General features: G+C 65.7%; 12 protein-coding genes. 8 read left to right on the forward strand and 4 right to left on the reverse strand.

Annotated features, from left to right (window positions below; translation table 11 throughout):
• From narH to EBS11_RS10745, 8 genes are all read left to right on the forward strand, one after another.
• Positions 1–1,551 (forward strand): nitrate reductase subunit beta, encoded by a 1,551-nt coding sequence (narH, locus tag EBS11_RS10710; RefSeq protein ID WP_290602679.1) that lies wholly within the window; start codon positions 1–3, stop codon positions 1,549–1,551.
• Between the two features lie 21 nt (positions 1,552–1,572).
• Entirely contained in the window at positions 1,573–2,229 is a 657-nt protein-coding gene (narJ, locus tag EBS11_RS10715; RefSeq protein WP_290602682.1) for a nitrate reductase molybdenum cofactor assembly chaperone, read from the forward strand.
• 35 nt (positions 2,230–2,264) lie between these two features.
• On the forward strand, positions 2,265–2,951 hold the full coding sequence (gene narI, locus EBS11_RS10720) for a respiratory nitrate reductase subunit gamma (protein ID WP_290602686.1): 687 nt from the start codon (positions 2,265–2,267) through the stop codon (positions 2,949–2,951).
• A 15-nt stretch (positions 2,952–2,966) separates the two neighbouring features.
• Positions 2,967–3,713, forward strand: coding sequence for a peptidylprolyl isomerase (locus EBS11_RS10725; protein WP_290602692.1), 747 nt, complete (start codon positions 2,967–2,969; stop codon positions 3,711–3,713).
• Positions 3,714–3,815: 102 nt separating this feature from the next.
• Positions 3,816–4,802, forward strand: a complete 987-nt coding sequence (gene moaA / locus EBS11_RS10730; RefSeq protein WP_290602696.1) for a GTP 3',8-cyclase MoaA — start codon at positions 3,816–3,818, stop codon at positions 4,800–4,802.
• A gap of 162 nt (positions 4,803–4,964) precedes the next feature.
• The gene (locus EBS11_RS10735; protein ID WP_290602700.1) at positions 4,965–6,866 is read left to right on the forward strand and encodes a type IV pili methyl-accepting chemotaxis transducer N-terminal domain-containing protein; all 1,902 of its coding nucleotides are present in this window, start codon (positions 4,965–4,967) and stop codon (positions 6,864–6,866) included.
• A gap of 25 nt (positions 6,867–6,891) precedes the next feature.
• On the forward strand, positions 6,892–7,554 hold the full coding sequence (locus EBS11_RS10740) for a response regulator (RefSeq protein WP_290602703.1): 663 nt from the start codon (positions 6,892–6,894) through the stop codon (positions 7,552–7,554).
• Between the two features lie 134 nt (positions 7,555–7,688).
• Positions 7,689–8,900, forward strand: a complete 1,212-nt coding sequence (locus EBS11_RS10745; protein ID WP_290602705.1) for an NnrS family protein — start codon at positions 7,689–7,691, stop codon at positions 8,898–8,900.
• A gap of 6 nt (positions 8,901–8,906) precedes the next feature.
• On the opposite strand, the gene EBS11_RS10750 is transcribed toward EBS11_RS10745, so the two are convergent.
• From EBS11_RS10750 to EBS11_RS10765, 4 genes are all read right to left on the reverse strand, one after another.
• Entirely contained in the window at positions 8,907–9,035 is a 129-nt protein-coding gene (locus tag EBS11_RS10750; RefSeq protein WP_290602711.1) for a hypothetical protein, read from the reverse strand.
• A gap of 79 nt (positions 9,036–9,114) precedes the next feature.
• Complete coding sequence (locus tag EBS11_RS10755; protein ID WP_290602715.1) at positions 9,115–9,495, reverse strand: Hpt domain-containing protein; 381 nt, start codon at positions 9,493–9,495, stop codon at positions 9,115–9,117.
• 12 nt (positions 9,496–9,507) lie between these two features.
• Positions 9,508–10,140 carry a response regulator gene (locus EBS11_RS10760; RefSeq protein WP_290602720.1) on the reverse strand — a complete coding sequence of 211 codons (633 nt, stop codon included), beginning with the start codon at positions 10,138–10,140 and terminating at the stop codon, positions 9,508–9,510.
• An 83-nt stretch (positions 10,141–10,223) separates the two neighbouring features.
• On the reverse strand, positions 10,224–10,862 hold the full coding sequence (locus EBS11_RS10765; RefSeq protein WP_290602725.1) for a hypothetical protein: 639 nt from the start codon (positions 10,860–10,862) through the stop codon (positions 10,224–10,226).
• Positions 10,863–11,112: the final 250 nt, after the last annotated feature.

Here is an 11,112-nt window from a genome sequence, read left to right on the forward strand (position 1 = left end):
ATGAAAATCAGAGCGCAAATCGGCATGGTGCTGAACCTGGACAAGTGCATTGGCTGCCACACCTGTTCCGTCACGTGCAAGAACGTGTGGACCAGCCGCGACGGCGTCGAGTACGCGTGGTTCAACAACGTCGAGACGAAACCGGGCATCGGCTATCCGAAGCAGTGGGAAAACCAGGACAAGTGGAATGGCGGCTGGCGCCGCACGGACGCGGGGAAAATCGAGCCGCGCCAGGGCAGCCGTCTGAAAATCCTGGCGAACATCTTCGCCAACCCCAACCTGCCCGCCATCGACGAGTACTACGAGCCGTTCACCTACGACTACGAGCACCTGCAAAGCGCGCCCCTGTCGCAGACGCCGCCGACGGCCCGCCCGATCTCCGTGCTGACGGGGAAAAAGATGGAGAAGATCGAGTGGGGCCCGAACTGGGAAGATGACCTGGGCGGCGAATTCGCCCAGCGCAGCAAGGATAAACTGTTCGACAACATGCAGAAGGAGATGTACGGCACCTTCGAGAACACCTTCATGATGTATTTGCCGCGCCTGTGCGAGCATTGCCTCAATCCGACGTGCGTGGCCTCCTGCCCGTCCGGCTCCGTCTACAAGCGCGAAGACGACGGCATCGTGCTGATCGACCAGGACAAGTGCCGCGGCTGGCGCATGTGCATCTCCGGTTGCCCGTACAAGAAGATTTACTACAACTGGTCGTCCGGCAAGGCGGAGAAGTGCACCTTCTGCTTCCCCCGCATCGAAGCGGGCCAGCCCACCGTGTGCTCGGAAACGTGCGTGGGCCGCATCCGCTATCTGGGCGTGCTGCTGTACGACGCCGACAGGATCGAGGCTGCCGCCTCCGTGCCGCAGGAGCAGGACCTGTATCAGGCGCAATTGGGCCTTTTCCTCGACCCGCACGATCCGGCCATCATCGCCGAGGCGCGCCGCCAGGGTATCCCCGACCTGTGGCTGGAAGCGGCCGTCAAGTCGCCCGTCTACAAGATGGCCGTCGAGTGGAAGGTGGCGTTCCCCCTGCATCCCGAATACCGCACCTTGCCCATGGTGTGGTACGTGCCGCCCCTGTCGCCGATCCAGGCGGCCGCCGAATCGGGCAAGCTGGGCGTGAACGGCATGCTGCCGGACACGCAAAGCCTGCGCATCCCGGTGCAGTACCTGGCCAACCTGCTGACGGCCGGCGACCAGCCGCCCATCGTCTCGGCCCTGGACCGCATGCTGGCCATGCGCGCCTACATGCGCAGCAAGACGGTGGACAAGGTGGAAAACCTGACCGTATTGAAGCAGGTCGGATTGACCAAGGCGCAGGTGGAAGACATGTACCACATCATGGCCATTGCCAACTACGAAGACCGCTTCGTCATCCCCAGCAGCCACAAGGAAATGGCGGAGGACAGCTTCAACGAGAAGGGCAGCTGCGGCTTCAGCTTCGGCAATGGCTGTTCGGACGGGGTCAGCGAGCCTACCTTGTTCGGCAAGAAAAAACACGGTTCGGCCATCTTCATGCAGATGCCGAAGTCGCGCAAAACGGCGCCAGGCGCTTAAGGAGCTCATATGGAACACGCTATGCATCATTACCAAGTCCTTTCTCGCCTGCTGCTGTACCCGGAGCCCGAGCTGATCGCCCACCTGCCGCAGCTGGACGCGGCGCTGGCGGCCGTGCCGGAACAGCACGCGCTGCTGCGGCCCTTGCTGGCGCACCTGGAAAGCGGCAGCCTGATCGACCTGCAGCAGCAGTACGTGGCCACCTTCGACCGCAATCCCTCGCACTCGCTGCATCTGTTCGAGCATATCCACGGCGAATCGCGCGACCGGGGCCAGGCCATGGTCGACCTGATGGAAGAGTACAAGCGCCACGGCCTGCAGATGGTGGGCGACGACTTGCCCGACTTCGTGCCCCTGTTCCTGGAATTCCTGGCGCAGCTCGACGAGGCGGTTTCGGCGCCACTGCTGGGCGACGCCGTCCACGTGCTGGCGCACATCGGCCGCAAGCTGACGGCCAACGGCAGCCCGTACGCGCCCGTCTTCACCTTGCTCGAACGCCTGAGTCCCGTGGCGGCGGAAACCCTGGCCGAGCCGCCCATCCGCGACATGGACGAGGCGCTGGAAACCTTCGGTCCCGGTGCGGACGGCGTCGAGCCGCTGCTGCGTCCGGGCCCGGGCCAGGTCGTGGGCGGCGTTCACCCCGTGCATTTTCACCCGCAGCCGCGGCGCGCCGCCTGAGCGGCGCCCGGGGTCCGCATGACGAGGAGTACATCATGAATCACTATCTGCATCAATTCATCTTCGGGATTTACCCGTACATCGCCCTGGCCATCTTTTTGCTGGGGAGTCTGATCCGCTTCGACCGCGAGCAGTACACGTGGAAATCCGATTCCAGCCAGCTGCTGCACCGCGGCAGCCTGCGCCTGGGGAATATCCTGTTCCACATCGGCATCATCGGCCTGCTGTTCGGCCATGCGGCCGGCCTGCTCACCCCCGTCTGGGTGTGGGATGCCTTGGGCGTGTCGCACAGCCTGAAGCAGGGCGTGGCCATGGCAGCCGGCGGCGTGATGGGCGGCCTGTGCCTGGCCGGCATCCTGATCCTGCTGGCGCGCCGCTTTTCCAACGAGCGCCTGCGCGCCGTCACCACGGCGGGCGACAAGCTGGTGATGGTGTGGATCCTCCTGACCCTGCTGCTGGGGCTATCGTCGATCTTCGTGTCCGCCTCGCACATGGATGGCCACATGATGGTCTTGCTGATGACCTGGGCGCAGCACATCGTCACCTTCCGTGCCGATGCGGCCAGCTTCATCGTCGACGCGCCGCTGGTGTTCAAGCTGCACCTGTTCATGGGCATGTCGCTGTTCGTCATCTTCCCGTTCACCCGCCTGGTGCACGTGTGGAGCGGCTTCGGCGCAGTTGCTTATTTAGCCCGCACCTGGCAGCTGGTGCGCCGCCGTTAAGAAAGGAGTCATATCATGGGAATCTCCGTCAATGGCATCGATATCGACGATGCCGACATCGCCCGCGAACTGCCGCATCACGACGGTGCCGGCAATCCGCTGAAACAGGCCGTGCATGAACTGGTGCTGCGCCGGCTGCTGCTGGACGAGGCGCAGCGCCTGGGCGTGCAGGGCGGCAGCGATGACGACCGCATCGAGGCGCTGTTCGCGCAGGAAGTGCGCGTGCCGCCCGCCGACGATGCGGCGTGCCGCACCTTTTATGCGCAGCGCCCGCAATTGTTCCGTAGCGGCGCGCTCGTCGAGGCGCGCCACATCCTGTTCCAGGTGACGCCGGAAGCGCCCCTGGAGCTGCTGCGGGCCACGGCGCAAGCCGTGCTCGACGCCCTCAAACTGGCGCCGGAGCGCTTCGGCGAATTGGCGGCGCAGTACTCGAACTGTCCATCCGGCGCCCTGGGGGGCAATCTGGGCCAGCTGTCGCCGGGCCAGAGCGTGCCCGAATTCGACGCGCTCGTGTTCCGCCTGGAAGCGGGCGCGCTGGCCGGCCATTTGCTGGAAACGCGCTTCGGCTACCACATCGTGCAAGTGCTGCGCCGCGTCGAAGACCAGGCCATCGCCTACGAGGCGGTGCAGGCGCAGATCGCCGACCGCCTGGCGCGCGCCGCGTGGCAGCGGGCCGTGCACCAGTACCTGCACCTGCTGGTGGGGCGGGCCGACATCGCCGGCATCAAGCTGGAAGGCACAGCCAGCCCGCTGGTTCAGTAAGTAGAAATGCGTAGCTAAAAAGGCGTAGTGCGCTAGGCCTTCTGGGGCACAGCCAGATCGTGCCCCAGCCTTTACAATCAAGGAAGAAACAGGAGTAGCGTCATGGGTAGCGTCAAGTTGCAGGACCGTTTTGGCCGTGCCATCGATTATGTGCGGCTGTCCGTCACCGACCGTTGCGACTTGCGTTGCAGTTATTGCATGCCCAAGGGCTTTCGCGGCTTCGAAGAGCCGAAGGACTGGCTGACGTTCGACGAGATCGAGCGCTTGCTGGGCATTTTCGTTCGCCTCGGCACGCGCCGCGTGCGCCTGACGGGCGGCGAGCCTCTGTTGCGGCGCCATCTGCCGGAACTGGCGCAGCGCCTGTCCGCGCTGCCCGGCATGCAGGACCTGTCGCTGTCGACCAATGCCACGCAGCTGGGCAAGCACGCCGTGGCCTTGCGCGCGGCGGGCGTGGACCGCATCAATGTCAGCCTCGATTCGCTGGACCGCGCCTGCATGCAGCAGATCACGGGACGCGACAGCCTGCAGCCTATTTTGGACGGCCTGATGGCGGGCAAGGCGGCCGGCTTCGACCCGATCAAGATCAATATGGTGGCCATGCGCGGCGTCAATGACGGCCAGATCGAGGCCATGGCCGCGTTCTGCATCGAGCAGCAGTTCATCCTGCGCCTGATCGAAGCCATGCCCATGGGCAGCACGGGCCGCAATGCCCGCTACATGCCGCTGGGCCCCGTGCGCGAGCGCCTGGCGGCCCGCTTTGGCCTGGTGCCGCAGGCGGTGGAACTGGGCGGCGGGCCGGCGCGCTATCTGGCCACGCCGGACGGGCGCGCCAGCATCGGCTTCATCACGCCCATGTCGCAGCATTTCTGCGCCACCTGCAACCGTGTGCGCCTGTCCGTCGATGGTACCCTGTATTTGTGCCTGGGTCAGGAAGAAAAATTCGCCTTCGGCCCCATGCTGCGCGGCGGGGCCACGGATGCGGAGATCGAGGCGGCGATCCGCACCGCCATCGAGCTCAAGCCGCAGCAGCACGATTTCAATACGCAGCCGGACAAGATCGTGCGGTTCATGGCGCAGACCGGTGGCTAGGATGGACGCCTGGCCAAACCTACTACGCGTCGCGCTTTGCGGCCGGCGATGCTCACCGTACTGGAGTACGGTTGCGCTTCTCGGCCACAAATCACTGCCGCTCGCTACGGTTTTGCCAGGTGTCGCGGCACCTGGGGTGTGCTTGTTACAGCAAAAGGAACTATGAAATTCAAGGCGATGTTTTCCTCCTGGCAGAAGCTGTCGACCAAGATCGTCGGCGCGCTGCTGCTCATGCTGGTGCTGGCCCTGAGCGCCATCGGCTGCACCCTGTTCCTCTCGTGGCAGCTGGAAGGCAGTTCGGCGGCCATCAACGAGACGGGCCGGCTGCGCATGCAGACCTACCGCTTGACACTGCTGCTCGCCAGCGATGCCCGCGATCAGGCGCAGCAGCAGGTGCTGCTGATCGACGAAACCCTGGCCAAGATCGCCCACGGCGACCCACAGCGGCCCCTGTTCCTGCCGCCCAGCGGCGCCATCAAATCCGAATTCGAGCGTATCGGCCAGGCCTGGCGCGCTTCCCTGCGCCCGGCCGCGCTGGCCGCCGATACGCCCGCGCGGGCGCGCCAGTTCGGGCATGACGCCGATACCTTCGTGGGCCAGGTGGACCAGCTGGTGCGCCTGATCGAGCAGGACAGCGAGCAGCGCACCTTCTGGCTGCGCGCTTCGCAGCTGGTCTTGGTGGGCATGGCCGTCGTCGGCACGGTCAGCATGATTTATCTCATGTTCATGCTCATCATCGAACCCGTCACGCGGCTGCGCCTGGGCATGCAGCGCATGAAGGAGCGCGATTTCAGCGTGCGCCTGGCAGTGGAAAGCAACGACGAATTCGGCCAGCTGGCCAGCGGCTTCAACCAGATGGCCGACCGCCTGCAGGCGCTGTACGGCAACCTGGAGGAGGGCGTGCGCAGCAAGACCGCCACCCTGGAATACCGCAACCGCGAACTGGCGCTGCTGTACGAAAGCGCCGCCTTCCTGCAGCGCCCGCAGCCGCTGGAAGACATCTGCGGCGGCTTCATGCAGCGCATCGTCGAGTATTTCGCGGCCGACGGCTCCACCGTGCGCGTGCTCGATGCGGAACGGGGCAACCTGCACATGGTGGTGCATACGGGCCTGTCCGAGGAACTGGTGGCGTCCGAGCACTGCCTGAAGGTGGGCGACTGCCTGTGCGGCACGGCCGTCGAGATGAAGGTGGCGAAGGTGCACGACATGCGCCGCATCGACAGGGCGCACGAGCTGCGCTGCCACCGCGAAGGTTTTGCGACGGTCTCCGTGTTCCAGATCCACGCGCACGAACAGCACCTGGGCTTTTTCAACCTGCATTTCCGCCTGGCCCGCGTGTTTTCCGCGCGCGAGCTGGCCTTGCTGGAAACCCTGGGCCAGCTGCTGGGCATCGCGCTGGAAAACCTGCGCCTGGCCGCGCGCGAACGGGAAATGGCCGTCTCCGAAGAGCGCAACCTGGTGGCGCAGGGCCTGCACGACAGCATCGCGCAAAGCCTCAATTTCCTCAACCTGCAGGTGCAGATGCTGGACGACTCCGTGCGCAACGCCCGTTTCGAGGAAGTGGCTGGCATCGTGCCGGCTCTGCACGCGGGCGTGAAGGAAAGCTACGAAGACGTGCGCGAGCTGCTGGCGAACTTCCGCAGCCGCCTGATGGAGGACGACCTGATCGGCTCCCTGCGCGCGGCGCTCGATAAATTCCGCCGCCAGACGGGCATCGACGCCGAGCTGCTGGCCGACGTGGATGGCGCGCCATTCCCCCGCGAGCAGCAATTGCAGCTACTATTCATCGTACAGGAAGCGCTGTCGAACATCCGCAAGCACGCCCAGGCGAGCCACGTCGAGGTGCGCCTGGCCGATGACCAGGACTTTACCCTGACGATCAGCGACAATGGCGTCGGCTTCGAGGCCGCTGCCGTGCTGGAAAAAGGCGACAGCCATGTCGGCATCCACATCATGCGCGAACGCGCGCAGCGCATCGAGGCCACGTTCGACGTGCATGCCTGCCCCGGCGGCGGCACGACGGTCGAACTGCATCTGTCGCGCGAGCAGCGGCGCGCCGCCTAAGCCACTATCTGAAAGTACAAAAAAAATGGAGACTCCCGATAAACCGATCACTGTCATGCTGGTGGACGACCATGCGCTGTTCCGCAGCGGCATACGCTCGCTGCTGCAGCGCCACACGGAGTTTTCCGTCGTGGGCGAGGCCGCCGATGGCGTGGAAGGCATCAAGCGCGCCATCCAGCTGCAGCCCGACGTGGTGCTGCTGGACCTGAACATGGCCGGCATGTCCGGCGTGGAAGCGCTGCAGCTGATGCAGCACGATTGCCCCGACACGGCCATCGTCATGCTGACGGTGTCGGAAGATGCCGAGGACCTGGCCACGGCCCTGCGCGCGGGCGCCTGCGGCTATTTGATCAAGAATATCGATGCCGACTACCTGGTGCGCGCCATCCGCCGCGCGGCCGCCGGCGAGGTCGTCATCGCCGAAGCCATGACGGGCAAGCTGGTGGCCCAGCTGCAGGCGGGCACGCGGCGCGAGGAACCCGTGTCGGAACTGGACAAGCTCACGCCGCGCGAAAAGGAGATCATCGACTGCCTGTCGCGCGGCGAGAGCAACAAGGGCATCGCGCGCACCCTGGACCTGGCGGAAAGCACGGTCAAGATCCACGTGCAGAACGTGCTGAAGAAACTCAACCTGAACAGCCGCGTGCAGGCCGCCGTCTATGCGGTGGAGCACCGCCAGGGCAAGTAGCCGAGTAGTCGGGGTCTGACCCGCCGGGTCAGACCCCATGGTCACTTGTCGCTATCCCCCTAGTCCTTTTTGCCGATGGCTGTCCTTGCGCCTTTAAAGTAGTATATTGAATATATCTTTAGCGCGAGTCCGTCATGGCCATCACCCCGATCAGCGAATCATCGTCTTCTCCCGCCGCAGCGGGAGCCGCGCCCTGGCATGCCCGCCACCCCGTCTGGCAGCTGGGTTTCCGCCCGTTCTACCTGCTGGCGGCCGTGTTTGCGGCCGTCAGCATTCCCCTGTGGCTGGCCAGCTACCTGGGCTGGATGCGGGGCGGCCTGCAACTGGGGCTGGGCTGGCACATGCATGAAATGGTCTTCGGCTTCGCCCTGGCCGTCGTCGTGGGTTTCCTGTACACGGCGGGGCGCAACTGGACGGGCTTGGCCACGCCGCACGGCGCGCCGCTGATGGCGCTGGCGGGACTGTGGCTGGCCGGGCGCGTGGCCATGGCGTGCTTTCCCGGCGTGGCGGCGGCACTGGTCGACTGGCTGTTCCTGCCGCTGGCCACGTACCCCCTGTATCGCGTGCTGCGCCGTTCGGGCAATACGCGCAACCTGTTCCTCGTCGGCCTGCTGGCACTGCTGGCGCTGGCCAATGGCCTGTATCACGCGGCCGCGCTGGGCTGGCTGGCGCTGGCGCTGTCCGTCCCCGTGCAGGCGGCCATCTTCATCATCGTGCTGATCGAGTCCGTGATCGGCGCGCGCGTCATTCCCATGTTCACCCGCAACGGGGCGCCCGGCAGCACGCCCGTGGCCAGTCCGAAACGGGCGCTGGCGGGCGTGGCGTGCATGGCGGCGGCGGCCATCGCCTGGCTGGCGGGCGCGCCTGCGCTGGTGACGGCGCCGCTGGCCTTCTGCGCTGCCGGCGTCTCGCTGGCCAACTTGCTGGCCTGGCAGCCGCAGCGCACCTTGCGCGTGCCGCTGCTGTGGATACTGCACCTGTCGTACGCGTGGATAGGCATCGGCTTTGCGTTGCTGGCGGTCGCCAGCCTGGGCTGGCTGCCGGCCAGCGCCGCCCTGCACGCGCTGACGGTGGGCTCGATGGCGGGCCTGATCATCGGCATGATGACGCGCACCACCCTGGGCCACACGGGGCGTCCCCTCAAGGCGGGCAGGGCGGAAGCGGTGATGTACTGGCTGATACAGCTGGGTGCGCTGGCGCGCCTGCTGGCCGCGGCGGGACCCGCGTCGCTGTACGTGCCCGCGCTGCTGGCGGCGGGGCTGTGCTGGTCGCTGGCGTTTGCCCTGTTTGCGCTGGCGTATGCGCCGTATCTGTGGCGCGCCAGGGTAGACGGGCGCGCGGGATGAAGAAGGTCAGGAAGGGCGCCAGGCCAGCAGTTTCTTGATGTCCGGTGCCCAGTAGGACAGCGATTCGCCGACGACGAAGATCAGCATGCCTAGCATCAAGGCTCTCAACAGCAGGTCGCGCCACCAGATCATCATGGATTCCTTCATATAATTACGAGAATTATAACACTTGCATTTGAGAATTAATTTTTAATTGATCAACACCTGGCACCGTTCAAGCTTGCGCATCGTGGTATTCGGCCATGCCGCGCCGCACTTCCGCCTCCACCTGCGCCAGCAGCCGCACCGTCTCGTCGAGCCAGTCCGGCGCGGGGCGCTCCTGCTGGCGCGCCAGCGCTTCGAGCGCGACGAGGCGGCTGACGAGCGCGGTCGCGCCCAGCAGCGCCACGCTGCCGCGCAAGCCGTGGCTGCTGTGCACGATGGCTTGCGGCGTGCCGCTGCGCACGGCTTGCTCCAGCCGCGCGAGCATGTCCGGTGCCGTGTCGAGATAGGTCTGGCACAGCGCGCGGAACAGGGGCAGGTCATGGCAGGCGGCGTGCAGCAGCAGGGCCGGGTCGATGTGGCGGTAGGGCGCGGGGGACAAGGCCGGCAGCATGGCAGCCCCGCTTCAGGCGCTGGCGCCGCGGCGCGCATGGGCGGCGCAGCAGGCGCGCAGGTAGCCGCGCAATTCGTCGTAATTGACGGGCTTGGCAAAGAACACCACGCCCTCCGGCACGCCGCCCCGGTCTTCCAGCGCCTGCGGCGGCAGACTCGACAGCATGGCGATGTGCATGTCCGCCAGCAGCGGGTCGTCGAGGATGGTGCGTATCACTTCGTAGCCGTCGATGCCATCCATCATGATGTCGCTCAATAGAATGTCGGGTTGGTCGCGGGCGATTTCCATCAGCGCCTGATAGCCGTTCTCGCAGAAGCGCAGGCGCGCCGGCAAGCCCCAGGAGGCGATCTGCTGCTGATACAGGGCCCGTTCCATGGGATTATCCTCGATCACGAGGATGGAGGCCAGGGCATCGGCGCCGGATGCCTTGCCCGGGCGTGGCGCGCGCGTATCGCGCATATCCTGACTATGTTGTGTGTAGCCGCTCTTGTAGGCATGCACGGCCGCCACGGGGATGCGCCGGTGGCCGCCCCGGGTTTTCCACGCCTCGATGACGCCCGCTTCCACCAGCTGCTGCACGGACGTGACGGAAATGCCGAGGATTTCGGCAGCTTGTTGCGTGGTGCAGACGTCGGCAGCTTGCATGGCGGACCAGTAGTGGTGGGGATGGGGTCATCATACGCAGGCGCTGCGTGGAAATCAAATTTACCAATTCCCACGAATTGCCGTCAGCGCTGGCCGGCCGTGTCGCGCCGCCGGTCTTCATAGCGCTGCGGCTGCTGCAGCCGGGTTACCGCACTCGACAGTTCTTCCAGCGCCACCAGCAAGTCCGCATGCAGGCGCCGCTGCGCCTCGATGTCATTGTTGAAGCTGGCATGCACGGCCGCGCCGGACAGGTGCTTGAGCTGCACCAGCCCCAGGGCCGCGCTGGCATCGAAGATTTCCTGCTCCAGCACGCGGGCCGGCGCCGTGCGGGCGTAGCGCAAGGCGTGGGCGATGCCGGCCAGGCGGTCGCGCGTCTCGGCCACGAACAGGGCCAGGATCTCGCCTTGCACCAGCCGGTCCTCGCCGAACAGGGCATCGAGGCGGGCCTGCTGGAAGGGCGGCGCACGCCGTTCCGCAGGGGCCGGCGCGGCTGCGCTGGCGTCCATCGTCGCCGGGCTGCCGTGCGCCGCCTGCAGCAGGGCGGGCAGCCCGCCGGGCGCCCGCGTGGCCGGCGGCATGCCGCCGCCGTCATGCCGCCGGCGCGGATGGCGCCACAGCAGCGCGGCGAGCAACAGCAGCAGGCCGCCCAATGCCAGCCCTGGCCGTATCAGGGTCATGCCGTCGCAGCGGGCCAGCAGATAAGTGTAGATGAAGGTGCTCATGGCAGTGGCTGCCAAAGGCGGGCGCAGCGGAAGGTGGCGTGCGGCATGGTGAAACTCCTGTCGAAGACGTCGTGCTGCGCTTGCCGGCAGCGAATTAAACGTTTTTCACAAAAATCACGATTAACTCATTTTAGAGCAATATTCATTTAATTTGAGAAATTTATTTTTCCTCACGCTCAACGGGGCCGGCGTCCCCTGCGGGAGCCGATGTGGAGAAAAGCAACACCGCGCAAATAATGCGTTCTGGCGT

Origin of the sequence: Janthinobacterium sp. (assembly GCF_009923995.1) — a bacterium.
Lineage (GTDB): Bacteria > Pseudomonadota > Gammaproteobacteria > Burkholderiales > Burkholderiaceae_D > Janthinobacterium.

Coding starts and splice junctions, on each gene's coding strand:
- narH (WP_290602679.1), top strand. CDS start 1: ATGAAAATCAGAGCGCAAATCGGCATGGTGCTGAACCTGGACAAGTGC.
- narJ (WP_290602682.1), top strand. CDS start 1,573: ATGCATCATTACCAAGTCCTTTCTCGCCTGCTGCTGTACCCGGAGCCC.
- narI (WP_290602686.1), top strand. CDS start 2,265: ATGAATCACTATCTGCATCAATTCATCTTCGGGATTTACCCGTACATC.
- EBS11_RS10725 (WP_290602692.1), top strand. CDS start 2,967: ATGGGAATCTCCGTCAATGGCATCGATATCGACGATGCCGACATCGCC.
- moaA (WP_290602696.1), top strand. CDS start 3,816: ATGGGTAGCGTCAAGTTGCAGGACCGTTTTGGCCGTGCCATCGATTAT.
- EBS11_RS10735 (WP_290602700.1), top strand. CDS start 4,965: ATGAAATTCAAGGCGATGTTTTCCTCCTGGCAGAAGCTGTCGACCAAG.
- EBS11_RS10740 (WP_290602703.1), top strand. CDS start 6,892: ATGGAGACTCCCGATAAACCGATCACTGTCATGCTGGTGGACGACCAT.
- EBS11_RS10745 (WP_290602705.1), top strand. CDS start 7,689: ATGGCCATCACCCCGATCAGCGAATCATCGTCTTCTCCCGCCGCAGCG.
- EBS11_RS10750 (WP_290602711.1), bottom strand. CDS start 9,035: ATGATGATCTGGTGGCGCGACCTGCTGTTGAGAGCCTTGATGCTAGGC.
- EBS11_RS10755 (WP_290602715.1), bottom strand. CDS start 9,495: ATGCTGCCGGCCTTGTCCCCCGCGCCCTACCGCCACATCGACCCGGCC.
- EBS11_RS10760 (WP_290602720.1), bottom strand. CDS start 10,140: ATGCAAGCTGCCGACGTCTGCACCACGCAACAAGCTGCCGAAATCCTC.
- EBS11_RS10765 (WP_290602725.1), bottom strand. CDS start 10,862: ATGAGCACCTTCATCTACACTTATCTGCTGGCCCGCTGCGACGGCATG.